This is a genomic window from Gaoshiqia sediminis (assembly GCF_025907915.1).
Taxonomy (GTDB): domain Bacteria; phylum Bacteroidota; class Bacteroidia; order Bacteroidales; family Prolixibacteraceae; genus Gaoshiqia; species Gaoshiqia sediminis.
Genome location: NZ_JAPAAF010000011.1, coordinates 75,957 through 101,729, shown reverse-complemented (window position 1 = coordinate 101,729; position 25,773 = coordinate 75,957). Strand labels below are relative to the sequence as shown.

Genomic DNA, 25,773 nt, shown 5'->3' with positions numbered 1-25,773 from the left:
ATACGTCCTATGAAAATATTTTCAATACTCCTATACTTCGTTTTGCTTATTAATTCTTGCCGGAACAAGCCAGACCAATGGAATGGTCCAAAACTAACACAACCGCGCGATGAACTAACCGTTGAACAGTTGCAGGGAGACAGCTTGCTTGCATACATGGATATGAGTTATTATACCTTACCGGACTGGGCAGGCGAAGCTACACAGGGCTTGTCCGGTTCTGTTTCGTTTCATGATACAGAAATGACGATGACCTATCCTCAAGGAAGAGAACCCTATGAAGGGGAAAATATCTTTCCGGGAATTACCATTGACTTTATCACAAAGGATGGAGAACTCATTCCGATTCAAAAAAACCTCATCATCACAAGGAATCATAGTAAAAGTTTCTGGGATGTAATGGTGGGCGTGGGAAAGGTATGGCAGGAAGCACAAGATGGTGAATGGAGCCGTGCATCGTTTCCAATAACCTTAACCGACCGGTATATAGGGCAAGCCCGAAATTGCGTAGCCACTTTCGTTTATAAAGCGGATACCATGAGTAATGTCTGTGTACAATGCAGCCAAGAAACGGCAGATCTTAATGATCATCAGGTAGGTAACATGCTTGTCAGGTTGCAGGCAAAATACGAACCTAAGCATTATGCCGATTCGACTCAGGTGATCGAGCGACATCGTCAATTCGAAAAGAGAAGACTCCCCGTTTTCCCATTAAGCACCATTGATAGTAAACATGAGGTGGCTGACTATTTCGAGAAATCATTGTATACCAATGCGCCAACAAGCCTGGGCGCATTATTAGTGGACGGAAAACTATACCTACACCCCCCTAAAACACGTCATGGACTGTACCCATATCCTGCTGAAATGCGACACGGACTTTATTCTGTCACTAAAAGTATGGCAGGTGCACTTTCAATCCTGTATTTTGCTGAACGTTACGGAGAGGCTATTTTTGATGAATTAATTACGGATTACGTACCCGCATTGGCTGAGCATCCCGGATGGCAGGGAGTAACTTTTTCTCACGCGCTAAACATGGTAACAGGCACGATTGGAAGTGAGAGCGCTGCACATCTTCTAAATACGCTTATTCTGGCCAGGACTGCAGAAGAGTCTATTCATAATATTGCCGACCTCGGAGATACTCCGGAAGCACCAGGTGAAAAATTTAACTATGCCTCTACGAATCTGTTTGTATTATCCTATGCACTGCAAAACTATGTAGAGGAAAAGGAAGGTGTAGCGGTTTATTATTGGGATTTGGTTCGCGATAATGTTTTGATACCAATAGGTGCAGATTACTTTACCGTAATGCATACCGTGGAAACCAACGGATCAAAAGGCATTCCCAGACTGGCTTACGGAGCACTTCCAACCATTGATGAAGCAGCAAAAATAGCCCTGTTGTTCTTAAACGAAGGGAATTATGAAGGAAAACAACTGCTGAACAGAGAGAAAACCCGTGAGGCTCTCGGCCGCACTGCGTGGACCGGATACAGCACCGACAATGATTATCGGGGAAAAAACTATAGACATGCTTTTTGGGCAACTGATATCAAAGCGAATGGGTGTGATGCGGATATAACGTACATGTTGGGCTTTGGTGCAAATTACTTATGGTTTTTCCCGAGTGGTGTGATCGCCTTTCGGTTTATGGATGAATATGATCTGGACTTTAAAGACCTTGTCAAAAGTGTAGAGAGAATCAGGTCCTCGTGTAAATGAGAATGAAATGAACCTGTATTTTTCATCTATAGGAAAATCTATTGATAATTAGAGGAATGGCCACTGGCCATATGGCGTAACCGTTTTGTTGCATGAACAACAGCAACATGCCAACGCACATTTGGCACATTTGTAAGCTACACCCCGCAAGCTGTTACTTCAGCATGCACATCAAAACAAAATTTTGCCTACACGCCCAAGATTGATTAGTTTTGTTTTATGATGGAGTTACCAGATCGATACAAATCACCTTCTGAGTTCGCTGAGTTTATCGGACTTGAATATGCTCGTTCCTCATCCGAAAAACACAAAAGAGATAACGGACAATTCTTTACTCCGAAACAAATTGCTGATTTCATGGGAAATTTAGCAAAGCCAAAATCAAATAAGGTCTCAATTCTTGACCCTGGTTGCGGTACCGGAATCTTGAGCTGTTCACTTATTGAAAAGTTAGCTCAGAAGACGGAGATTTCTGAAATTGAATTGACGCTGTATGAGACAGACGAGAATGTTTTGCCGGATACCCAAAAAGTAATTGACTTCCTGGCTTCCTGGCTGGAAGGGAGAAATATTCAATTCAACTATCGGATTGAACAAACTGATTTCGTACTTGAGAATTCAAACGTGTTTCATCTGACAACACTGTTTGGAGTCGAGAAACCGAAACAGTACGACTATATCATTTCAAATCCACCGTATTTTAAAATCCCGAAGACAGATAAACGGGCAATTGCTGCAAAAGAATTGGTGTATGGTCAGCCAAACATTTATTCCTTGTTTATGGGTGTGTCTGCCAAGTTACTGAAGGAAGACGGGGAATTAATTTTTATAACACCCAGAAGTTTCGCAGCCGGAAATTATTTCAAGGCATTCAGGAAATCCTTTTTCAGCGATGTAAGCGTTTCAAACATACACATCTTCGAATCACGAAATAAAATGTTCAGGAATGATAATGTTCTTCAGGAAAATATTATTCTGCGGGCTACAAAGCAGTTAAATTCCGCAATAAAAATCACCGTTTCTGAATGTGATAAAGGATTAAACCGTCCGATGGAACAAGTGTTTAAAACCAGTTCTCTTATCGATTTAAAGTCACAGGATCTGATTCTGTTTATTCCATCAAATGAAAAGGAAACAAACACGATTGAAATCTTCAAGAAGTGGCAAAATACGTTGAATGACTACAATATTCAGATATCGACAGGACCGGTTGTTGCTTTTCGTTGTACCGAATTTCTGAAAACAGAAGGAGTAATGAGTAATTCTCTTTCACCGTTGGTTTGGTTGCACAACATCAAAGAAATGGAATTTGTTTATCCACTTCAAAAAGGGAATAAACCAAGTCTTATCGTAAATTCGGAGGAATCGAGAAAAGTGTTGCTCAAAAATAAAAACTATATATTACTTCGAAGATTTAGCTCAAAAGATGACAAGAGCAGATTGGTCTGCTGTCCATTTTTCTCATCCTATTTTGCAGCTGACATGATTGGTTTTGAGAACCATGTAAATTATATCCATCGGCCAAACGGAGATTTATCGGAAAATGAAATCTGGGGAATTTCGGCACTATACAGCAGCAGTTTGTTCGATACCTATTTCAGAACTTTTAATGGGAATACACAGGTGGGAGCTACTGAATTAAAGCAAATTAAAATGCCGCCACTGGACGATATCATCATAATTGGCGGTAAAATTAAAAAATGTCAAAAGCCTCAAAAGCAGGATATAGATCACATTGTAAATGAAGTCCTTTTAGAAAAATCATATGTCGAAAATACAAGAAGCACAGGCAATTTTACGAGAGTTGGGGTTGCCTGAAGCTCAGCAAAATGAAATTTCCGGTTACACGTTACTTGCTTTATGTAATATTCGGGAAAGCGATAAGTGGCCGAAGGCTTCCCGTCAAAGTCATGGTGTTTCAAAAGGAATAATGAATTTTATTGCTGAGAATTATCAGAAAGAATATGCACCAAATACCAGAGAAACAGTTAGAAGACAAGTCCTGCATCAATTTGTACAGGCCGGGATTGCCGATTATAATCCGGACATTCCGGATTTACCGGTAAACAGTCCTCGTGCCCACTACGCAATTTCAGAAATAGCACTGGAGACGATAAAAACCTACCAAACCAGAACCTGGAAAAAAGCAGTCGAAAACTTTGTATCTGAAATTGGTGCGTTAAAGGAAAAGTACAGTAAAGACCGTGAAATGTCCAGAGTTCCATTAAAACTTTCTGACGGAAGGGTTTTGATGTTGTCACCCGGAAAGCACAATGAAGTTCAGGCTGCTGTTGTTGAAGAATTTGCTTCACGGTTTGCACAAGGTTCAACCTTACTTTATGTCGGTGATACTGAAAAAAAGAACTTACACATCGACAAAGAAATTCTGGAAAAGATAGGAATCCCGATTACTGAACACAGTAAATTGCCAGACATTGTCATTTACGACGAATCAAAGAACTGGTTGTATCTCATTGAGGCTGTTACATCTCATGGCCCAATGACCCCGAAGCGAATTGTTGAATTGGAGGACTTTCTGAAAAATTGTAAAGCAGGTAAGATTTTTGTTTCTGCATTTCCCGATTTTTCAGAGTTCAAAAAACATACAGCTGAGATTGCCTGGGACACAGAAGTCTGGATAATGGAATTTCCGGAACACATGATTCATTTTAACGGCGACCGGTTTTTGGGCCCAAGATGATCGGCCAACGTTTCTCAACTATACCATAAAATCGTTGTGTGCCAGAAATAGACATACGAACAAGATGAGACAACTCTGCATATTCCTTGTTTTTAAAAATCAATGAAACAATGAAAACACTGAGAAACCAGAAAAACTCGCAACTGCTGAACCGGAAAAAGCAAGATCCTGAGAAGTTTATATTCACCGGCACACAGCCGTCCGGAGCAGTGGACATTCAACTGTTTCGGTATAACCGGGAGCAGTGCATCGAAAGCAAGAACCTTCAGCCCGCACAAATTGAACGGTTCGAGGGCAATGGCTTTCACTACTGGCTGAATGTGTACGGAATCAGCGACCCCGCCCCCATTGTCTCGGTTTGCAAAAAACAAGGCATCCATAATCTGGTCATCCAGGACATCCTGGATGTGAACCAACGCCCCAAGTTCCAGGTATTCGAAAACTTTTGCTTTCTCACCATCAAATCGACCGTACCTTCCAACTCGGATTTGATGATTGAGCAAATCAGCTTTGTGTTCGGAAAGAATTTTCTGTTGTCGTTCCAGGAAAAGAAGGCCGACTATTTTGAGCACCTGCGCTACCGTTTGCGCGAAAGCAAAGGCATCCTGCGCGAGCGGGGTTCCGACTATTTACTCTACACCCTGCTGGAAGCCATCCTCGACAACTACTTCAAAACCCTGCAACAGATCGACAATGAAGTGGAAAAACTCAACTTCGTGGATGTAAAAACCGACCTGTCGCCCTTGGCACTAGAACAAATTGAGCAGAACAAGAAGTCGGTGCTCTTCATCAAAAAAGCCATCCTCCCGATCAAAGAATTTACGCTGATTGCGGAGCGCGAAGAAAATGAATACATCGAAAAAAGACACCTGAAATATTTTCTCGAAATTCAGGATTTATGCTTAACCTTGCTGGACAATTGTGACATCATTTTATCAACCTTGGAAAGTAAAACGAACCTGTTTTTTTCGGTGCAGGGACACCGGATGAACCAAGTGATGAAGACGCTGACCATTGTGGCTACGGTATTCATCCCGCTGACGTTTATTGCCGGTGTTTACGGAATGAACTTCGCCCATATGCCCGAGTTGCAGTGGAAATACGGATACGCCGCCGTTTGGTTGATCATGCTGCTCATTCTTGCCGGAATGATTCTTTATTTGAGACGGAAAAAATGGTTTTAACTTAATCGTGTGCTGGGATGTTGATTCAGGTTTTATTTCTCGTTGCAGGTTTTGTGGTTTTGATAAAAAGTGCTGACTGGCTGGTGGAAGGCGCCTCGGCCCTGGCCCGTAAACACCATATTTCCGACCTGGCCATCGGGCTCACCATCGTGGCATTTGGCACTTCGGCGCCTGAGTTGGTAGTCAATACCTTTGCGGCTTTCGAGCAGCACTACGACATCGTATTCGGGAATGTCATCGGAAGCAACAACTTCAACATCTTCGTTATCCTGGGCATTACAGGGCTGATCACTCCGCTGGTGGTGCAGTCGAGCACCGTATCACGCGAAATTCCTTTTTCGTTCCTGGCCATCCTGGTCTTGTTTGTCCTGGCCAATAACTTTTTGTCGGCCGGGCCCAACCTGTTATCGCGTTACGACAGCCTGATTTTACTGGCGCTCTTCCTGCTTTTCCTCTACTATGTTTTCAACCAGCTGAAATCCAACCATGCCGAACAGCAGGCAAAACATGCTAATTTTACCAACCGAAAAATCTGGGTCCTCATCCTGGCTGGACTTGCCGGCCTGGTTATTGGCGGGAAACTCATCGTCAACAGCGCTGTGGAAATTGCCACGGTGATGGGGGTTAGTGAGAAGATTATCGGCCTGACCATTATTGCTGCCGGCACCTCGCTCCCCGAGTTGGCCACCTCGGTGACGGCAGCCCTCAAAAAGAACAACGACATCGCCGTGGGCAACATCATCGGTTCAAATATTTTCAACATTTTTCTGATTCTGGGCGTCAGCGGGCTGATCAGGCCACTGGAATATAAATCGGTTTTTAACACCGATTTGTACCTGCTCATTTTCGGAACACTCATCCTGTTTTTTGCCATGTTTACCGGAAAAAAGAAAAAACTGGATCGCTGGGAGGCTGCCATCCTGTTGGTGAGCTATATCGGCTATACGGTTTATCTCATTCAGTACGAACTATAGATTGAACAAAACGCACAGGCTGATTTTTGTTATATTTGTCAAACAAGCAACCTGAAGCCATGAACCTCACCACCGAAAATATTTTGCTGATCGGATCCATCCTCTTGTTTATCTCGCTGTTTGCGGGAAAAACATCGTACCGGTTTGGCGTGCCGGTGCTGATCCTCTTCATCACGATTGGCATGCTGGCCGGTTCTGATGGTATTGGCGGCATTCATTTCGATAATCCCAAAACGGCCCAGTTCATTGGCATTGTGGCCCTGAATTTTATCCTGTTCTCCGGGGGGCTGGATACCGACTGGAAATCGATCAAGCCCATTGTCTGGCAGGGCATCACCCTGTCAACGTTGGGCGTATTGCTAACCGCCGTATCCGTAGGCCTGTTTGTTTGGGCCATCACCGACTTTACCTTTTACGAAGGGTTGCTGCTCGGCTCCATCGTTTCGTCAACCGACTCGGCAGCGGTGTTCTCCATTCTGCGTGGAAAGAAACTGGCATTGAAAGGCAATCTGCGCCCCATCCTCGAACTGGAAAGCGGCAGCAACGACCCGATGGCCTACATCCTGACAATCGTCTTTACCGGACTGGTAGTGAACCAAGACGCCGGCATGGGCGGTATCGTCCCCATGTTTCTGATGCAGCTGTTTATTGGCGGTCTGATGGGATTTGCCCTGGGTAAAATCGGCACCCTCCTGATCAACAAAATCCGGTTGGATTACGAAGGACTGTATATCGTCTTGATGATTGCCCTGATGTTTTTCACGTTTTCGGTTACCGATTTCATCGGGGGCAACGGCTTTCTGGCCATTTACCTGTGCGCCGTTTATTTAGGCCAGCAGGAACTGATCCACAAAAAGAAATTTCTGAAGTCGTTTGACAGTTTTGCCTGGCTAATGCAGATTGTGCTTTTCCTCACACTGGGGCTGCTGGTTTTCCCGAGTCAGGTAGTTCCGGTTATTGGCCTTGGCCTGGCGATTTCAATTTTTCTGATTTTGGTGGCCCGGCCAATAGGTGTCTTCGTGAGCCTGACCCCGTTTAAGGTGAACAGCCGGAGCCGATGGTTTATCTCGTGGGTTGGCCTGCGCGGCGCAGTTCCCATTGTTTTTGCCACCTACCCGCTGCTGGCCGGGGCGTCCCAGGCCAATATGATTTTTAATATCGTCTTTTTTATCTCCCTAACCTCTGTATTGATACAGGGTACCACCTTGCCCCGGGTGGCCAAATGGCTAAACCTTACCCTCCCCGAAGAACTCAAGAAAAGGACCCAATCAGATATGGAACTTACCGACAGTATTAAGTCGCTGCTTACCGAGATTGTCGTTCCCGCAAATTGCCCAGTCGTTGGCAAGCAAATTGTCCATTTGGGGTTGCCCAAAACCGCCTTGATCTCGTTTATCCTTCGTGGTGAAAAATACATCACCCCAACCGGATCAACCGTACTCGAAGAATATGACAAGCTATTTGTTTTGTCGGAAGACAAAACATCGGTTCAAAAAGTATTTCAATGTCTGGAGGTGGAACAGACAGAAAAAGAAGCAGCCGGTTGAATCCGGAAGTTTCCGTCCCATCACCGGGTAAAACACGCCTGATGCGCTTTCAGGGTTCGCCAAAATCCCTTAAATTGGGCTGAATAATCGCCAAGTCATGCATAAATCCGTCCCGGTTATCTTCCTTTTTCTACTGAACATCCTTGCTGCCACTCAACTGCTGCAAGGACAGGAGAATTACGAGATCAGGCGGATTACGTTCACGGGCAACAAAACCCTGGATGAAAGTGTGCTGACCGAAGCCCTGGCGATAAAAAAAGTGTCGTACCTCGAAAAATTGTTCACCAAGTCCGAACCATCGCTCTACAACCAGGAATTGCTGGACATCGATTTGGAACGCCTCACCCGCTTCTGCCAGCGTGAAGGTTTTCTGGATGCCAGCGTCACCCTGCACCCTCCGAAAGTAAATGACAACAGGCAGGTGGTGAAGCTCAATTTTACCATTGATGAAGGCCAGCCGGTGCTGATCGATTCGATGAACCTCCGCCTGACAGAAGAAAGCAGTATCGACCCCGACTCGCTATGGCAGAAAATAAGTCGCAAACTGGAACTGTCGGCAGGCAAGCGGTTCCGCGACCAGGCCTTGCTGAACGATGTGCAACTGCTGGAAGATGCCTTCCGCAACCTGGGCCATGCCTACGCGAAAACAGACTATCAGCTCAAACTCAAACCAGCGCAACAGGCCGTAGCAATTACTTACGAAGTAAATCCCGGACCTCTTTGCCATGTTGGCGAAACCAGCATCAGCGGCTATAAAAACACCAGCGAGAGATTTATCCACGAGCAACTGGAATACGAAGAAGGACAGTTGTACAACAAATCGCTGCTTGACAAAACCAGGAAGGACCTTTATCAACTCCAGCTGTTCCGGGTGGTTTCGGTGCTGCCCGAAACCGACGCTGCCACCCGCAAAAGCCCAATCCCCGTTAAGCTGTATGTTGAAGAAGCGCCGCGCGTGAGTACCCGGTTTGGGTTAGGCTACGGCACCGAAGACCAGTTTCGCACCTTCCTCGATTTGAATTACCGGGGTTTTCTAAGTGGCGCTCGCCGCATCAACCTGTACCTGAAACATTCGGCGCTTGTCCCCTACTCGGCCAGCTTACGGTGGATCCAGCCGCAGTTCCTGACAAAAAACAGCTCGCTGACCTTCAACCCCTTCATTAGCCGGAACACGGAACCCGGCTACGAAACCCGCACCTACGGGCTGAATGTGCCCCTCACCTACCGTTTCAACGACCAGCTCACCAGCAGCCTGACCTATTATTTCGAAAAGGTGCAGCAAACGATTGAAGCCGAAGATGCGGAATTCAAAGACATGGAAAGCCGCAAATTTCCGTACAACAAGTCGGGGGTGTTGCTGAGTACCGTTTTCAACAACGCGCGGCCACAGTTTTCGCCAACACACGGGCAGAGCCTGTCGGTGGGCTTTAAACTGAACGGCCATCTGTTTGGCACCGATTTTAACTACACCCGGCTGTGGAGCGATTTTCGCAGCTACCACAAACTGGGCGATTGGGTGCTGGCCTTCCGGATGATGGGAGGGGGCATCGCCTCGGCCGACAGTAGTCAGTTCATCCCCGTGGAAGACCGCTTTTATTCGGGGGGCAGCAATTCGGTGCGTGGCTGGAACCGATCGGAGCTGGGCCCCAAACGTGAGAGCGGTACGCCCTTGGGTGGTAAAAGTCTGCTCGAAAGCAACCTGGAACTCCGCTATCCGCTGTTTTGGCGACTGAGTGGAGTAGCATTTCTGGATGCCGGAAACGTGTGGGCCAACTCGTACAACTATCGGCTGAACGACCTGGCCTACGCGGCTGGCGGCGGCATCCGTATCGATACGCCCATCGGGCCTATCCGTTTCGACCTGGGTTTTCCGGTGTGGAACGAAAAGAAAAGCCCACAGTTTTTTATCAGTGTCGGACAAGCTTTTTAAACGAAACAATGCGCAAGATCATCACATATAGCCTGAAAGTACTGGGTTGGCTGCTCCTGGCCCTGGTGCTGCTGCTGCTGGCGGTACCATTGCTCATTCAAACCAAACCGGCAAAACGAAAACTGGCTCAGTTGGTTGAACAACAAGCGCCGAACTTCATCAACGGACAACTGGCGCTGGGAGTAATCGAAGGCAACTTTTTCACCGGCCTAAGCCTGAGACAGATTTTGCTGACTACCGAAACAGACACACTTGCCTTTATCGAATCGGTGGAGTCCCGTTACCAACTTTGGCCGCTGCTGACCGGCAAACTCCAGGTAGATAGCCTGACCATTACCCGCCCCAGCTTGTACCTGAAACAAGTAAACGACTCCACCTGGAACCTGCAACAGCTGATGAAGCCATCGCCAACTGACACCGTAGCCAAACCAACTTCAAGCAGCGCCTTTGCCATCAACCTGGCCCACTTTCAACTGATCGGGGGCGCTGTGAAAATTGACGCGGCCGACACCATCATCCCGAAAGCAATCGGGCCAATAAACACCAGCCTGTCACTCTATTATTCTGAAAAAAGGCAAACCTTGCAACTTCGCGATTTTTCGCTTTTCACCCGTGATCCTGATTTCCGGTTAAAGCAATTGTCGTTCAACCTAAACCGGAATGCCGAATGGATCGAGTTGACGGATTTCGTGCTGCAAACAGGTCTCAACCAGCTCGACGGAAGGGCGGCCTACGCTACCGCAAAAGGTGAAAAATCGGAAGTCAGTCTGCAAAGCACACCGTTGCAATTGAACGAATTTGACTTTTTCCTGGCAGGCTTGAAATTGCCGGCCACTCCCCTATTCCGGCTCGATGCAGGCCTGCAACACGATAACCTGAAGGTGACCCTCGAAGTAGCCGACCAGGGACAACGCCTGCTGCTGGAGTTGATTTCGGACAACTTCGCCCAATGGCTGTTCCGACCCGATAGCCTGGAACTTGACTACCAGCTAAACGGGTTGCTGGACAACATCCAACCGGCGCACTGGCTGGGCAATCCGGAACTGAACTACCGGATCAACGGCGAACTGTCGGCCACCGGAAAAGGAATTGATCCGAAAATGGCCACCATCAACCTGACCGGCAATTTCAACGATTGCATCATCCAGGAAAAGCCAGTGGAACAACTTCTTTTCAACCTGAAAGTGGAGCAAGGAAACCTGGAAGGCTTTGCAGAAGGGCGTGGTGATTTTGGCGAATTCCGTCTGGCGCCGGTAGTACGCGATTTGTTGGGCGATCCGTCGTACCGGCTCGAACTGGTAACCCAACACCTGGATGCAGCCCAATTGACCGGCATCGACAGTTTACAGTCCGACCTCAACCTGACAGCACAAATTACCGGCAAGGGCATCGACCCAAAAACTATTCAGGCACGGGCATCCGTTGTTTTTTCGCCCTCGCACATCATGCAGGTCCACCTCGACAGCATGGTCGCCAACGTAAACTACCACAACGAAAATGTAAAAATTGACACCCTCTGGCTGCAAACCCAAACCGCCTCACTCCAGGCGCGGGGAAATTACAGCCTGAAAGGCCATTCCGACCTCCAACTGGCGGCCTCGATTGACGGGCTAAGTGAGTTCAGCCATTTTATCCCGGTGGACAGCCTGCACACCCGCGGAAAGCTGACAGCCCACCTCTCCGGCCAAACCGATTCGCTCCGCCTCAATGCCATCCTTGACCTGGCTGAAACCAGCTACGGCGGCTTCTCAATCGCAAAAGCCCAACTGGATGCACAAGCCCTGTTATCCGCAAAAGATACGCTGGTGAACGCCCTGCTGCTTGTCCGTGATGCCGGGAACGACTCCTTCCGGCTCGATTCCGTGAAGATGGAACTGGAAGCCCGCCCCGACTCGGTTTACCTGATCGCACAACTCGCCAATGCAGCTATGAACAGCTACCTGAAAACCGGCCTCTGCCTGGGCGACCAGATTCGGATAACGCTGGATGAATGGCAGATCGGGTACAGAAACCAGCAATGGACTTTACAGCAGGCGCCGGCCATCGTTCAACTCGACTCGGTGAATTACCGCATCCGAAATTTCAAATTAGCGCCCGACGACCATGAAAATTCACCTTACCTGCTGGCCGATGGGCAAATCAGTCTCAGTGGCAAAGAAGAATTTAAGATGGAGGCCGCCAACATCGATATGGCCCAAGTGGCCGGCCTGCTGGAACAGGAACTGCCGGCATCCGGCATTTTTGGACTGAAACTGGAGGTAGGCGGAACGGCCGCCTCTCCCGAAATAGCCGGAAAATTCAGCCTGGACCAGGCCATATTAAATGGTTTTGAGATGAACGACGTTGGCGGAAGCTTCAACTTCCGGGACAACCAGGCCCGCATGCAAACACAAGTCATCCCCAAAGATGGCGGCCAGGTCAAACTGGAAGGGAAATTGCCCGTACAGTTGGCGCTCGACAGCATGAGCTTTCATTTCGACCCGAAAGATTCGGTACAGGTAAAGCTCACCGTGGACAAGTTCCCGCTGGCTATCCTTCAGAATTTCAACCTGAATGAAGAAATAAAAGGCTATCTGCATGGGGCGATTACGGTGGACGGAACGGTAGAGTCGCCCGACCCAACCGGGAAACTGGAATTACAGGAAGCCTCAGTGAAGGTGCCTGCTTTTGGCATCGATTACCGCAACATCCTTTTCGAACTTGGGTTCCTGCGTGACAAGATTATGCTGGACACCTTCCTGATCCGTTCGCCTGACGGGACACTGACGGCGGGCGGACAAATCGATTTCAACTCCGATTTTTACAAAGGGGATATCCGGCAATCAGACATCAGCGTCCGTTTCAATAAGTTCAACCCCGTAAAGCACCGGCAGTTTAACATGCAGGTTTCGGGCGATGTCCACCTGGGCGGGAAGAAAGGTGAAGTAGCTTTCGATGGTAACCTGAACATTCCGCAGTCGGAAGTGTACCTCCCCGCCGTTTTCCGGTTGATGGGCAAGATGGCAGCCCCCGATATCCCACAACCGATATTGCTCCGGGAACTGGAACTGATGGCCGGACCTACTGACAGCCTGCCCGAAACTATCGCCTCTGCCGATACTTTCAGCTTTGATTATTTTGACCAACTGACCGGAAGGCTGCGGATTAAAATACCCCGGAACACCTGGATCAAAAATGAGGACTTGCGCCTGGAGCTGTCCGGCGATCTGGAATTGATAAAAAACGCCCGCTTCGTTGAGCTGTTTGGCTCGGTGGATGTGGTGCGCGGCCAATACGACCTGTTTGGCCGTACCTTTGTCATCAGCAGCGGCAGCATCCGTTTCCAGGGCGGCGAAGAAATGCTCCCCGAAATGGATATCCAGGCAAGCTATACCTTTCGCAACGCCCAGCGGGTATCCCAAAAACTTAGCATTGATGTAAAAGGAACGGCCACATCGCCCACCGTAAACTTCACCCTGGATGACGATCCGATCAGCGAAGGCGATGCCTTGTCGTACATCCTGTTTGGGCGGGGTATGAACGAGCTGACCATCGATCAGCAGGACAACCTGGCCGGCGCCGGTGGCGGCAGTTTGGCCGAAACGGCTGCCGCTTCGTTACTCTCGTCGCAAATCACCAAATTTTTGGGCGACAAGCTCAACGTAGATTACATTGAAGTGAAAAGCGAAGGCGGGTTCGACAATGCCAGCGTAGTTGTTGGAAAGTACCTCACCCACGACCTGTTTGTGAGTTATGAACAACGTTTAGGCGAAACCGACGAAAAAGACATCGGCAAATACGAAGTGAAGCTGGAATACGAATTGTTCCGCTTCCTCTTCTTCCAATTAAATAACTCATCCTACGACAGCGGATTTGATGTGATTTTCAAGTTTGACTCCCAGTAAATTCAGAAAAATCCCAAAGCCTGAAAAGCAAAGAAAAATGCTCTTAAAGTTACGATAAACCGGTGTTTATCCATAAACCAGAAACCCGAATATCCGTACAAGGATTTGTAATGTTCAGTAAGAAAAGCTGTTCGTAAGACGGAAACTCAACCTGGTCCGCGTGTTTAAACGATCCAAAGACACCCAGTTTACACGGCATAACGACAGGTCACTATTACTGAACAAATGCAAAATATCATTGTTAACCATATTATAAACAGTCATCATGAACAACAATAATCAGATCGTTCTAAATTGTGGACCGCCACCGGACAGCTAGCGGGGCAGCCCCTTATCCGGAAACTGCCCCCTTGCCACCCCTTCAATTAACACCATGTTTAACCTTAAAAAAACGAAGTCATGAGTAGCACAACAAAAGCATTGATCGGATTTTTGGCAGGAGCAGCTGCCGGAGTAATAACAGGAATTTTGATTGCCCCCGACAAAGGTTCGGTGACCCGCGAAAAACTGCAAAATAAAGCTAAAGATGTATCGCACGACATCACAGAAACAATCAGTGAAAAAATCAGCAAGCTGGAAGAACAGATTAAAAAGCTAAAAAAAGACGCCGAACAGAAAATTGAAGAGGTCAAAAAATCGGCTGCCGAAAAAGTAGAAAAGGAAGCCAAAAAGGCAAGCACCAACTGATGAGATCAAAAATGGCCGAAAAAACCGGTAGCCACAACCATGCACAAACTAAATTACCACCACATGAAATCAAACCTGTCAGATAATTTTCATGAACTGAACCAATCCGTCCAGGATTACCTGAAAGTGCGGTTAGACCTTGTAAAACTGACCCTACTGGAAAAGATGACGAAAATTTCGGTATTTCTGATTAGCACCGTCGTTTTTATCTTGCTGGGTATGATCTTTTTCCTGTTTGCAACAACCGCATTTGTAGTATGGTACGGAAATCAGTTTCAAGATTATTTGACGGGTTTATTTATTGTGACCGGAGTCGTGGTATTGATTGGATTGCTCTTTTTGCTTTTGAGAAAATCACTGATAACCACCACCATTATCCAGAAGCTGTCATCCATTTTGTTTGAGGAAGATGAAGAGTAATAAAGCTGAACGATCATGAGAAAAATACATTCCATCAACGAGATTAAACTGCACCGGACTAATCTGAAGCACGAACTTCGCTATCACGAGGACAACCTACGGTTGGAAACAAACAAAATCGTTTCGGCCTACAAATTATTTCTGACCAACGCCCTCCTGGAAAAAGGTATCCACTCGGTTATTACCTATTTCGTAAAACAAAGACAGCAAAAGGAATAAAATTTCTTTCACCGTCAGATTCACCCCCCACCTGTCAAAAACAGCATATTGCGCCGGAGCCCGATCATTCAGCGACACTGAGTAAAGATGCATTAAACAATGTTTAAGGTTCGGGAGCTTCCCGGTGAAAATACATGCCGACATACAAATCCTTCTTAGCTTTGCGCCAAAATTTTTAAGATGTGGGTACTGCTGGCCTTAATTTCGGCGCTTCTCCTGGGACTATACGACGTATTTAAAAAACTTTCGGTGAATGCCAATGCCGTGTTGCCGGTTTTGTTTATTTCCACCATTGCCGGCGCAGTGCTGGTGACACCTTTTGTGGCAGGTTCCGTTTTCTTTCCCGAATTTTTCAAATCGATGCAACTGTTCGTTCCGCCAATTACCCAGCGCGAACATGGGCTGATCCTGCTGAAATCGGTCATTGTGGTTTCGAGCTGGATTTTTGCCTTTCATGCCGTGAAGCACCTGCCCATCACCATTGTGACGCCCATCCGGGCCTCCGGGCCAATCTGGACACTCGCCGGCGCCATTCTTATTTTTCATGAAACCCTCAACCTTACCCAATGGATCGGGGTAGTGATAACGCTCGTTTTCTTTTATATGCTCTCTACGGCAGGGAAACTCGAAGGGATCAATTTCCGCAAGAATGTGTGGATTTTCTGCATTGTGGCGGCTACCTTGCTGGGGGCGGCCAGTGGTTTGTACGATAAGTTTATTATCCGAAAAATTGACCGGTTGGCGGTGCAGGCCTGGTTTTCGTATTACCAGGTAGTGGTTATGCTGCCGGCCATCGCTTTGTTTCGCTGGGCCAAACCCCGGGAAGAACGGCCCGTCTTTGAGTGGCGGTGGAGCATTCCGGCAATCGGGCTTTTTCTGTTGATGGCCGACTTTGCCTATTTCTATGCCCTCAGCTACGAAGACTCGATGATCTCTATCATTTCGGCACTGCGGCGCGGTGGTGTGTTGGTAGCCTTCGCCATGGGCGCGCTTATTTTCCACGAAAACAATATACGCCGAAAAGCGATCTACCTGCTGGGCATCCTGACCGGCATCCTGATTATCAGCTTGGGAAGCTGATGACTTAACCCGGCCAGTTTTAAGCTAATAACTAAACACTTACCACAATCTCACCGCAAAACACCCCAAGGAAATCGCTTTTAGTAAAATATGCTGGATTTGACGTCACATCGCTCATCAGCCGACGGATCCAAGTCATGGTACTGATCTCCTGAGACCTTATTTTCCTGATCCACCTTAGTAGCCTGTCTGGCCTCATTCCGTCCAACCTTAGTTACCTTATTCGTATATTCTGGTCACGTTCTGAATAAGCTAAATAAGGTTGGAAATTTATGTTATATCCTGGCTACTAAGGTTTTCAAAAAAAAATAAGGTCTTACAATTCTTATTTGAACGATTGGCGGCACGATCTTTTTTAACCGGATCTCCGCAACCTTCTTCTTGGGAAGTGGTTGATTCCAGCCAGTCGTTAGCGAGTGGGACATCTTATATAAAGGTTAAAAGCGATTTCACTGCAAAACACCCATACAAAGTAGCTGTTTCCATTGAAAGAGCTTAACTTTAGGGGAAAAAAGATGGACCGAATCCAAGTCTTTCAGGGTGATATTACCGAGATGCACATAGATGCGATTGTAAATGCCGCCAATAAAAGCCTGCTGGGTGGAGGCGGTGTTGACGGCGCCATACACCGGGCTGCCGGCCCCAAATTGTTGGAAGAATGCCGCCAGCTGAACGGCTGCTCAACCGGTGAAGCCAAGATTACCCACGCGTACCGGTTGCCGGCGCGTTATGTTATTCATACCGTGGGGCCGGTTTGGTACGGAGGGCAAATTGGAGAGCGAGAACAACTGGCCAATGCCTACCGGAATAGCTTGTTGCTGGCGCAGGAATACGGATTGCGAACCATTGCTTTTCCCAATATTAGCACCGGCGTATATCGTTTTCCAAAAGAACTGGCAGCCGAAATTGCCATTCGCACGGTTCGCGATTTCTTAATAAATGACGATACCTTTGAGTCTGTCATCTTTTGTGTGTATGACGATGAAAACCGGGAAATCTATCAAAAACTGTTGGCCGGACTGTAAAAAGCCCCCGAAGGATACTGGAATAAAAATCAACGTTTTTTCTCTAAATTTTCTGTTCAGCTAAAAACAATCTCTTCCCTAAAATAAAATGCAAGACAGACACGCATGAAACGAGTAAAAATTGAACTACAGGTCACGTTGCTGACCCTTATTATTGCCGCGGCAGTGATTGCCTCAGGCTACCTTGTTTATCAAAGCCTGTCGAAAATTGTTGATTCAATCCACAAGGAGGCCCGTCCCGATTTCAAGTTACTGCTGATAAAGGATATTGCATCTGAACTAAATGAAGTGGAAAACACAGTGCGCCTGTACAGTCTGACCGGCGATGCCGCATTCTTCCACCCCTACCTCAAATTAAACGAATCGATCCAGGAAAAGCTGAACAACCTGAAAGATTACGCCCTTCCCGAGTCTGACGAAATTCAGCAAATCGATTCCATACGGCTACTCACTAACCAGAAACTGCTGATTTGGGAAGAAATACGCACTCTGCACAACCAAAAAGAAACTACCACCAGCTCGTTCTCCGATCTGTATTCAAAAATCGACACGGTCATCATTCAGCCCGACACCATCACCTTTCAGCCGGTAGAAAAGAGAAAAGGCATTTTCAAACGCATTTTTGGCAAGCGCGATACTGTCGTTCCCCAGCCCATCATCATCGACAAAAGCAAGGAACGCGAAATCATCAAGCAGGAAATTGCCGGCATCGAGCAGCAAATTTCCGATCAAAACCAACGATTGCAGGCACAGGAAAAGGTATTGCTCGAACGGAACATTCAGATCAGCTCGCTGATCGCCCAGCAAATTTCGCTGCTGGAAACTACCGAACAGCGCCGGCTGCTGACCAAAACACAGGAAGCCGATTTTATGGCTGCCCAAACCTACCGACGCCTGAGCATTTTCACCGTCACTGCCGTCATTTTGCTGATCACCGTACTCATTTTGTTTTACCGCAACCTGCAACGGAACCGCGCCTACGAGCGAATGCTCGAAAAGGCCAAAACCGAAGCAGAAAGTCTGGCCAAGGCTAAGGAAATGTTCGTTGCTACGGTGAGCCATGAAATGCGTACGCCGGTAAACGCCATTTACGGACTGACTGAGCAGATGCTTCAAAAGGCCCACTCCGAAGAAATGTCGGACAACCTGAAAGTGGTCCACAAATCGGCCCAGCACCTGATTACCTTGGTGAACGACACCCTCGATTTTTCCAAAATCGAGTCGCAAAAGCTGAAAATAGAACAAATCGACTTTATGCCGGATGAGGTGTATAAAGAAATTTACACGCTGCATAAAGATTCGGCCGCAGCCCGTGGCAATCAGTTGATTATCAACAATCGGTGCGATAAAAACAGGGTATTAAAAGGCGACCCGGTGCGCCTCAAACAGATCCTGATCAACTTGATTACAAATGCCATAAAATTCACCAGCCAAGGCCAGATTATTTTTACAGCGGCCGAAGAAAAATTGTCGGGGCACACCTGGATGATCCACCTGGAAGTTACGGACACCGGCATTGGCATATCGGAGGAAAACCTGCAGATGATTTTCGACGAGTTTGTGCAATTGGATACCGATCTGACGATGAAACACCGAGGGACAGGCCTTGGGCTGGCTATTGTAAAACGCCTGATCGATTTGCATGATGGCCATATACAGGTAGAAAGTGTGCCCGGGAAAGGCACCCGTTTTATGATCCAACTACCTTATCAGGAAGGCGACACCAGTAACATAAAAGATAAGGAAATTGACCGGATCAGAATACCGGCCAACTTCCGGAAACTTCATTTTTTATTGGTAGATGATGAAGAGTTTAACCTTTACCTGCTGAAAAATATTCTTAAAAAATGGGGCATCGCTTATACCGAGGCAAACAATGGGAAGGTGGCCGTCGAACTGGCATCAAGCCAGCCCTTCGATCTCATTTTGATGGATATGCGAATGCCCGTGATGGATGGGTACGATGCAGCCAGGCAGATCCTGAAAATATGGCCCAACATTCGGATTATTGCCCTTACCGCGACCAACCGCCCCGAGGACATACAAAAAAGCCAACAAGCCGGCATGCAGGGATTTCTGCAAAAACCCTTTTCCGAAGCCGACCTGTTTGAGGCCGTTACCCGTTTACTCCCCGCTGAAAACAACATTCCGCAAGAAAGCGATGAAACCAATCAACAGGTGCAAATCGATTTAAACGAACTGCAAAAGATGGCAGGTGACGACCCGGCCTTTTTCAACGAAATGCTGGAAATATTCATCCATTCGAGCGAAAAAGGACTGGCCAACATCCGAAAAGCCTTTGCTGAAACGGATTGGGAAGCGATTTCGGAAGCTGCCCATAAACTGGCCGCCCCGGCAAAACACATGCAGGCCATGTCGCTCTATCACAAGCTGAAGGAATTGGAGATTAACATTCCGGCAACTAAAAATGTCGTCGATGCGGAGATACTGATCAATACGATTGAACAGGAAATCATCCAGATCAACGCCTTTATCCGTGAGAAACTTAGCGATAAATAACTGTCACCATGAAACAATGACCAAAAAAACTGCAAAAAAACATTTTACAAAATGAACATGAGGCAAACGATTTAACGTATATTCTTACTAACTTGCAGTACATGCAGACGAGTTTACTGCTAACAAAAAATCACGGCAATGTCGGAAAAGCCATTTAAAATATTTGTAGTTGAAGATGACGAATGGTACAACCGTTTGTTGGTTCATAACTTATCGCTCATCCCTGACTACGACATACAATCTTTCTCGACCGGGAAAGACTGCCTGGACAACCTGAACCAAGAACCTGACGTGATTACACTCGACTACCGGTTGCCCGACATGAAAGGCCTGGAAGTGCTCAAACAAATCAAAGAAATCAACGAAGATATCCAGGTTATTTTGATATCGGAACAGGATGACATTGAAGTGGTGGTTGACCTGCTCCGTCATGGGGCTTATGATTACATTGTTAAGTCGCGCGACATCAAAGAACGCTTGTTGAACACCATCAACAACATTCGGAAGGGCAGCAAGCTGCGGAAGGAAATTGTGAGTTTACGGCAAGAGGTAAAGAAAAAGTACAGCTACCAGAATACAATTATAGGCAACAGTGCTGCCGCCCAAAAAATTTTCGAGCTAATTGACAAAGCCACCCGCACCAATATAACCGTTACAGTTACCGGCGAAACAGGAACAGGCAAAGAACTGGTAGCCAAGGCTATACATTACAACTCTACCCGGGCAAAAAAACAATTTGTCGCGGTAAATGTGGCAGCTATTCCCAAGGATTTAATCGAAAGCGAACTGTTTGGCCACGAAAAAGGCGCCTTTACCGGTGCGGCATTCCGGCGCATTGGTAAGTTTGAAGAAGCCAACGGCGGTACCCTCTTTCTCGACGAAATGGCCGAGATGGACATTTCGCTCCAGGCAAAACTGCTCCGTGCCCTTCAGGAAAAAGAAATCATCCGTGTGGGAAGCAATGTGCCGGTAAAAACCGATTGCCGCATTATTATCGCCACCAATAAAAACCTGATGGAAGAGGTGAAACAAGGCAACTTCCGCCAGGATTTGTACTACCGCCTGTATGGGCTCCCGATCGAACTGCCGCCACTGCGCGAACGCGGAAACGATGTAATTGTTTTGGCAAAACACTTCATCAACATGTTCTGCAAGGAAAACAACCTGCCCGCAAAAACCCTGTCGTCTGAGGCCTCCAACATGCTGCTGGCATACTCCTTCCCGGGCAACATCCGCGAGTTGAAATCAGTGATCGAACTGGCCGTTACCTTGGCCGAACAAGATGAGATTACCGCCGATCACATCGTCCTCGGCGGCGGGCACGACCTGCTTCCCGGATTATTGACCGAAGAACTTACCCTGCGCGAATACGATATTCGCATTGTAAAGGATTTTCTGAAAAAATACGACAACAACACCAAGCTCGTAGCCGAAAAGCTGGATATTGGCGTGGCTACCATTTACCGTATGCTAAAGGAAGAAAAAGAACGCGAATAGTTTACCTTAAACTCTCATTCTGAAAGCTATTTCATTCAATTTGATAAAATAATTGTTTTCCTTGCAAACACTAAAACACTGTATTTCTACAACTTAACAAATACGACACACACTGGCACAGAGATTGGCTTAATGGGTCAGAATAAATAAAAACAAAAACAGATTTTCGAGTCTGAACTTTAAAATGGAGGATTACAGTCATGGAAAAAAAACAATTAAGAACAATTATAATTGCGGCAGTAATTGTAATTGTAGGCGCTGTTGCAGCAATCTATGTTTACACGCAGAAACAAACTGAGATTAAAGCATTGATGGCAGAACAAATGGATCTGAATGAAATGATTCAACAGAAAGATTCAGTTGTTAACGACCTGGTGACCACTTTTGATGAAATTGAGAGCAACCTGACATTCATCAAGGAAAAAAGGAGCCAACTCTCGCTGGAACAAGCTGAAGGTGGAAAAGACCGCAAGCAAGCTCTTTTGGAAGACATCACCCTGATGAACTCCATGCTGGAAGAAAGCAGTAAAAAAATTGCCGAACTGGAAGAGAAGTTGAAAAAATCGGGCTTGAACCTCCGCGCATTTGAACGTCGTGTGGCTGCCCTGAACGAAAGCATTGAAAGCCAGAACGTGCAAATTGCCGAACTGAAACAAATCATTGAGCAGAAGGATTTCCAAATGGCCGAGCTGAACAGCAAAATTGAGGAAATGGGCATGGAAATGGCCAAACAAGCCGACTCCATCTCGTACAAAGATCAGGTAATCACGGATAAAGTGAGCAAACTGAATACCGGTCATATTGCTTACGGAACGTACAAGGAACTGGCCGAAAAAGGCATTCTGACCAAAGAAGGCGGAATTTTGGGCATTGGCGCAAGTAAAACCCTTCAGCAAAATCTGGATGAAGAATACTTTACAACGCTGGACATACGCGAATCTACGGTTATCCCACTGCACACCAAAAAAGCCAAGGTCATTTCAGAACACCCATCTGATTCTTACAAATTGGTTGAAGAAGAAGGGCAGATTGCTTACCTGCAAATTGAGAACCCGGACAAATTCTGGAAAATCTCGAAGTACGCAGTGATTGAAGTTAAATAAACAGAATTAAGGCAAAGTAGCTAGCACGAGGTACTCATTCAAATAATTCGACAAAGATTCCCTTACTCGTAATATTGCGTTAGCTATGCGAAAGCTGTCCCGGAGCGTCCGGGGCAGCTTCTTTTTTGGCCGGAACTAGATCTTATTCTTCAAACAACTGGTTCAGGGCATCAAAATAATCCTCTTCCCATCCCTCAACCATATTTTCATAAGCTTCGTCGGGAATGTTGGTGTGTTTCACTTCCATGGTTGTACCGCCTTTGTGGGGATGCAATTTAATGGTGACAATCGAAGGCTCTTCCTGCTCGCCAAAATACCATTCCTGCACAATGAGTTGGTCTTTGACAAACTCCAGGTTTTTTCCACAAATACTTCCGTCCCAAATGGAAAATTCGGTGCCCGGAACTTCTTCCATCTCCGCATTTTCACCTGTCCAAATTTCCAGCATTATCTTGTTGGTCAATGCGTTGTAAACATCTTTGGGCTCGGCCGCCAATTGAAAATATTGTTTGTAGTCTTTCATAAATGCACAAGATTATTTGAGTTTTTGCCGTCGGTAAACCTGTTTGTTAAGTTTATAACTGAAACCAATGGTAATGAATTCCTTAAACTGCAATTTGGGTTTATAAATCGTATTCCCCTCCAAGTCAATCTTATCGGTCGGGAAAGTAACGTTCGCGTCATAAATAAAGTGCAGCAACACCCGCATATTAATGTAATCGTTCAGTTTCATCACCACATTATTCTCCCAATCGATATCGAAACTGGCAGGATCGGTATAATTGACGAACATTTTGTATTTCAGCTCATAGGTAATGTCAGGTGTAATATCTTTCTTCAGTTTCAGGTCGGCATTCAAACCTGGCTCCCAGTAGCGTTTCTTTCCCGCCTCAATACCATATTTGGTCACATCAATCCGGGCGGTATCGCGAACAGATACAATTTTGGCAGTCAAAGGCGAAATGAATAAGGAGAAATCTTTGTTCGGTTTATAATCCAAACCAAATTTGATCATCGTTTTTGCCGGTGACAGAAATCCGGAAATCAGGTTGTCACGATCCGGATACTTGTACCCGTTAAACAATTGTGTCTGAAAATCAATTTCGGTTGAATAGTACCATTTTTTAAAAGCGCTCAGTCCCAAACGAGAGGTAATTTCAAATTTGTCATCATTTTTCTGGATTTTATCCTCAGAAGATTTCAGCCAACCGTTGCGTATTTCTGCCGAGTTCTCCCACTTTAGCTTTTTTGATGAATAGTTGGCATAGCCACGCAGCACCACCAGGGTTGACAAAGCGCTCTGCCCACCTTTCTTCCAGTTGCTAAGATATGTTTGAGTGAAACCTACAGTTCCGTCGCCCCCCATGTTCCAAGGAGTGATCACCGCAAAGCGTTTTTCCACTTTTTGAAGCTTCCCTTCCGACAGCAAATTATTGAAATCAAATTCCTTGGTTTGTTTTTGGGCGAAGCGCGACAGAGTAACACCATCGTCGATCAGCAGCCGGAGCGAATTTTTGCCGGTATTTTCAATCCGTACACTCAACGAGTCGTTTTGTTCGTTTTTGATGAACAGACGGGTATAATTGTGGTCGTTATCCCTCAGCCAAAGATGCGCCGTACTATGATCAGAATTAGTTACCAAAAGAGACGTTGAATCGTTTGCCGCATAATTGGTCAGGATCTCTACGACGCGGGCGATGGAGTCATTTACGGCAGCCATCACCGAGTCGTTGTAATGCACCAGCCTCAACCGATTTTGGGTGCGGATGGAATCGGCAAATTCGCGTTGAATTTTTTTAGAATATTCCGAAATGTATTCCTCACGGTATGCAGCGGTCACCGAATCAACATAGTTGGTCAGCACCCGGTTGTTAAAATCCATTCGCGCCTGCTCCAACAACGCCCGTTTGGTGCTGTCCAAACGCTGGATACGGCGAAAATCGGAGGGATTGCTCATTATGGAATCCGGAATAACATTATACATGGTCAAACTATCCGGAATTTTCACCTGTTGTGTTTCAAGCAACCATTCTGCATCTTCCTGATCCAACAAATCCACCTTGGAATCCAGGTTTTCGAGCAGCTGCTCCGGCACAGGTATCTGATCCTTCACGATGCTGTTCCGAACGGATCGGTCAATCCGCTTCAGTCGTTCGGTCAGCTCGCTTTGCGACATAAACCCGGACACAAACAAACTATCGGACACCTGGTCGGCCCGGCGGTAAAAATACGGCTGCTCGGAATGCTGATACCGCCCAAGTTTATGCAGGATGGTATCGATCTTTTCATCCTCCACAAAATTTACCAGTCCCCGCAGGCTCCGGGCCAGCTCCGGATCGTAAGGATACCAATTTCCTTGCTCTCCCAGAAAATATTTTAAATAGTTTACCCCAACCTTGACAGAATCAACGGCAACCGTTTCCTTTCGTTTGTCTGCGGGACTTGAAGCCGTGAGAATCTGGCTTGAAAATGCAAAGAAAATCCCTAGCAGAAGAAATCTGTAATTCATAGCAGAAAAATTATTTATTTGGCTTTTGGGTTAAACGGAATATTAAACGTTTTCGTGTGCGGTAACAAAAATCAGACCACAGCCTATTCCCAGCGTGTAAAGGGGAACTCCGACAATCGGGAATTATGGTAACGCATATCGCCGCTCACCTCTTCCCCTACCCAATCCGGAAGGGTGACGGACTCATTCTCAGTATCCAGCTCCACCTCGGCCAACATCAGCCCCTGGTTCATTCCTTCAAAAATATCAACTTCCCATTTTTTCCCATTCACCCATATTTCATATCTCACCTTCTCTACCGGAAATCCAACAGCAAGCTTCATCATCTCCCGGGCCTCCTCAGCCGGTATGGCGTATTCAAACTCAGGCCGCGAATTTCCGGTCAGGCCTCCTTTAACTGTCAGCCAAGCCAGGTTGCCTGCAATGCGTACGCGCACCGTACGCTGCGGATCGGCACATAAATAGGCCTGAACCATGGGAATGGCCCGTGCGTTTTTGGGTACAAAATCAGCTTTAACTAAAAATTTACGTTCAATCTCGAGTGGCATAAGACAGTAATAAGGTGAGCGGGCAAAGTTAAGAGTCTCTCTCCGATTACCAGTACGTTATCACTTAAGTTTTTCTTAATTCTCCCAATGAGTCGCCTCAAAATCCGATTAACGGATGTGCCGAAAAAACCATAAACCGTATCCACCGGTTTCAACCGGCAATACCGGTTTACAGCGCTATTCCCTCAAAACTAATATGCTGAAAAACAGCCCATCC

19 protein-coding genes are annotated in these 25,773 nt (G+C 46.6%); 16 read left to right on the top strand and 3 right to left on the bottom strand.

Annotated elements, in window-relative coordinates:
* Positions 1–9 precede the first annotated feature (9 nt).
* The 16 genes from N2K84_RS09950 (at position 10) to N2K84_RS09875 (ending at position 22,499) form a co-directional block, all read left to right on the top strand.
* On the top strand, positions 10–1,728 hold the full coding sequence (locus tag N2K84_RS09950; protein WP_282591655.1) for a serine hydrolase domain-containing protein: 1,719 nt from the start codon (positions 10–12) through the stop codon (positions 1,726–1,728).
* 219 nt (positions 1,729–1,947) lie between these two features.
* Positions 1,948–3,546: an Eco57I restriction-modification methylase domain-containing protein gene (locus N2K84_RS09945; RefSeq protein ID WP_282591654.1), complete on the top strand. Its 1,599-nt coding sequence runs from the start codon at positions 1,948–1,950 to the stop codon at positions 3,544–3,546.
* Complete coding sequence (locus N2K84_RS09940) at positions 3,494–4,429, top strand: BsuBI/PstI family type II restriction endonuclease (RefSeq protein WP_282591653.1); 936 nt, start codon at positions 3,494–3,496, stop codon at positions 4,427–4,429. The genes N2K84_RS09945 and N2K84_RS09940 overlap by 53 nt, the downstream gene beginning before the upstream one ends.
* Positions 4,430–4,539: 110 nt before the next feature.
* Entirely contained in the window at positions 4,540–5,613 is a 1,074-nt protein-coding gene (gene corA / locus N2K84_RS09935; RefSeq protein ID WP_282591652.1) for a magnesium/cobalt transporter CorA, read from the top strand.
* Positions 5,614–5,630: 17 nt separating this feature from the next.
* Positions 5,631–6,587 (top strand): calcium/sodium antiporter, encoded by a 957-nt coding sequence (locus N2K84_RS09930; protein ID WP_282591651.1) that lies wholly within the window; start codon positions 5,631–5,633, stop codon positions 6,585–6,587.
* A gap of 35 nt (positions 6,588–6,622) precedes the next feature.
* Positions 6,623–8,134, top strand: coding sequence for a potassium/proton antiporter (locus N2K84_RS09925; protein WP_282591650.1), 1,512 nt, complete (start codon positions 6,623–6,625; stop codon positions 8,132–8,134).
* A 97-nt stretch (positions 8,135–8,231) separates the two neighbouring features.
* The gene (gene bamA / locus N2K84_RS09920; RefSeq protein ID WP_282591649.1) at positions 8,232–10,064 is read left to right on the top strand and encodes an outer membrane protein assembly factor BamA; all 1,833 of its coding nucleotides are present in this window, start codon (positions 8,232–8,234) and stop codon (positions 10,062–10,064) included.
* 8 nt (positions 10,065–10,072) lie between these two features.
* Positions 10,073–13,948 carry a translocation/assembly module TamB domain-containing protein gene (locus N2K84_RS09915; protein WP_282591648.1) on the top strand — a complete coding sequence of 1,292 codons (3,876 nt, stop codon included), beginning with the start codon at positions 10,073–10,075 and terminating at the stop codon, positions 13,946–13,948.
* A gap of 399 nt (positions 13,949–14,347) precedes the next feature.
* Complete coding sequence (locus N2K84_RS09910; RefSeq protein WP_282591647.1) at positions 14,348–14,635, top strand: YtxH domain-containing protein; 288 nt, start codon at positions 14,348–14,350, stop codon at positions 14,633–14,635.
* A gap of 63 nt (positions 14,636–14,698) precedes the next feature.
* The gene (locus N2K84_RS09905) at positions 14,699–15,055 is read left to right on the top strand and encodes a hypothetical protein (protein ID WP_282591646.1); all 357 of its coding nucleotides are present in this window, start codon (positions 14,699–14,701) and stop codon (positions 15,053–15,055) included.
* 15 nt (positions 15,056–15,070) lie between these two features.
* A complete protein-coding gene (locus N2K84_RS09900; protein WP_282591645.1) occupies positions 15,071–15,274 on the top strand; it encodes a hypothetical protein in 204 nt (67 codons plus the stop codon).
* Positions 15,275–15,454: 180 nt separating this feature from the next.
* Positions 15,455–16,354, top strand: coding sequence for an EamA family transporter (locus tag N2K84_RS09895; protein ID WP_282591644.1), 900 nt, complete (start codon positions 15,455–15,457; stop codon positions 16,352–16,354).
* 515 nt (positions 16,355–16,869) lie between these two features.
* Positions 16,870–17,379 carry an O-acetyl-ADP-ribose deacetylase gene (locus N2K84_RS09890; protein WP_282591643.1) on the top strand — a complete coding sequence of 170 codons (510 nt, stop codon included), beginning with the start codon at positions 16,870–16,872 and terminating at the stop codon, positions 17,377–17,379.
* Positions 17,380–17,484: 105 nt separating this feature from the next.
* Positions 17,485–19,899, top strand: coding sequence for a hybrid sensor histidine kinase/response regulator (locus N2K84_RS09885; RefSeq protein ID WP_282591642.1), 2,415 nt, complete (start codon positions 17,485–17,487; stop codon positions 19,897–19,899).
* A gap of 138 nt (positions 19,900–20,037) precedes the next feature.
* Positions 20,038–21,396, top strand: a complete 1,359-nt coding sequence (locus N2K84_RS09880) for a sigma-54-dependent transcriptional regulator (protein WP_282591641.1) — start codon at positions 20,038–20,040, stop codon at positions 21,394–21,396.
* 200 nt (positions 21,397–21,596) lie between these two features.
* Positions 21,597–22,499 (top strand): Cbp1 family collagen-binding glycoprotein adhesin, encoded by a 903-nt coding sequence (locus N2K84_RS09875; protein ID WP_282591640.1) that lies wholly within the window; start codon positions 21,597–21,599, stop codon positions 22,497–22,499.
* A gap of 142 nt (positions 22,500–22,641) precedes the next feature.
* Here N2K84_RS09875 and N2K84_RS09870 read toward each other — a convergent pair whose 3' ends face one another.
* The 3 genes from N2K84_RS09870 to N2K84_RS09860 all read right to left on the bottom strand — a co-directional run bounded on the left by N2K84_RS09870 (position 22,642) and on the right by N2K84_RS09860 (position 25,556).
* Positions 22,642–23,022, bottom strand: a complete 381-nt coding sequence (locus tag N2K84_RS09870) for an SRPBCC domain-containing protein (protein ID WP_282591639.1) — start codon at positions 23,020–23,022, stop codon at positions 22,642–22,644.
* A 12-nt stretch (positions 23,023–23,034) separates the two neighbouring features.
* Entirely contained in the window at positions 23,035–25,008 is a 1,974-nt protein-coding gene (locus tag N2K84_RS09865; RefSeq protein WP_282591638.1) for a DUF3078 domain-containing protein, read from the bottom strand.
* Positions 25,009–25,091: 83 nt separating this feature from the next.
* Positions 25,092–25,556, bottom strand: a complete 465-nt coding sequence (locus tag N2K84_RS09860; RefSeq protein WP_282591637.1) for a CYTH domain-containing protein — start codon at positions 25,554–25,556, stop codon at positions 25,092–25,094.
* Positions 25,557–25,773 lie beyond the last annotated feature (217 nt).

Bases quoted from the DNA above. Each gene is read 5' to 3' on its own strand.
- N2K84_RS09950 (WP_282591655.1), top strand. From the start codon at position 10: ATGAAAATATTTTCAATACTCCTATACTTCGTTTTGCTTATTAATTCT.
- N2K84_RS09945 (WP_282591654.1), top strand. From the start codon at position 1,948: ATGATGGAGTTACCAGATCGATACAAATCACCTTCTGAGTTCGCTGAG.
- N2K84_RS09940 (WP_282591653.1), top strand. From the start codon at position 3,494: ATGTCGAAAATACAAGAAGCACAGGCAATTTTACGAGAGTTGGGGTTG.
- corA (WP_282591652.1), top strand. From the start codon at position 4,540: ATGAAAACACTGAGAAACCAGAAAAACTCGCAACTGCTGAACCGGAAA.
- N2K84_RS09930 (WP_282591651.1), top strand. From the start codon at position 5,631: ATGTTGATTCAGGTTTTATTTCTCGTTGCAGGTTTTGTGGTTTTGATA.
- bamA (WP_282591649.1), top strand. From the start codon at position 8,232: ATGCATAAATCCGTCCCGGTTATCTTCCTTTTTCTACTGAACATCCTT.
- N2K84_RS09915 (WP_282591648.1), top strand. From the start codon at position 10,073: ATGCGCAAGATCATCACATATAGCCTGAAAGTACTGGGTTGGCTGCTC.
- N2K84_RS09910 (WP_282591647.1), top strand. From the start codon at position 14,348: ATGAGTAGCACAACAAAAGCATTGATCGGATTTTTGGCAGGAGCAGCT.
- N2K84_RS09905 (WP_282591646.1), top strand. From the start codon at position 14,699: ATGAAATCAAACCTGTCAGATAATTTTCATGAACTGAACCAATCCGTC.
- N2K84_RS09900 (WP_282591645.1), top strand. From the start codon at position 15,071: ATGAGAAAAATACATTCCATCAACGAGATTAAACTGCACCGGACTAAT.
- N2K84_RS09895 (WP_282591644.1), top strand. From the start codon at position 15,455: ATGTGGGTACTGCTGGCCTTAATTTCGGCGCTTCTCCTGGGACTATAC.
- N2K84_RS09890 (WP_282591643.1), top strand. From the start codon at position 16,870: ATGGACCGAATCCAAGTCTTTCAGGGTGATATTACCGAGATGCACATA.
- N2K84_RS09885 (WP_282591642.1), top strand. From the start codon at position 17,485: ATGAAACGAGTAAAAATTGAACTACAGGTCACGTTGCTGACCCTTATT.
- N2K84_RS09880 (WP_282591641.1), top strand. From the start codon at position 20,038: ATGTCGGAAAAGCCATTTAAAATATTTGTAGTTGAAGATGACGAATGG.
- N2K84_RS09875 (WP_282591640.1), top strand. From the start codon at position 21,597: ATGGAAAAAAAACAATTAAGAACAATTATAATTGCGGCAGTAATTGTA.
- N2K84_RS09870 (WP_282591639.1), bottom strand. From the start codon at position 23,022: ATGAAAGACTACAAACAATATTTTCAATTGGCGGCCGAGCCCAAAGAT.
- N2K84_RS09865 (WP_282591638.1), bottom strand. From the start codon at position 25,008: ATGAATTACAGATTTCTTCTGCTAGGGATTTTCTTTGCATTTTCAAGC.
- N2K84_RS09860 (WP_282591637.1), bottom strand. From the start codon at position 25,556: ATGCCACTCGAGATTGAACGTAAATTTTTAGTTAAAGCTGATTTTGTA.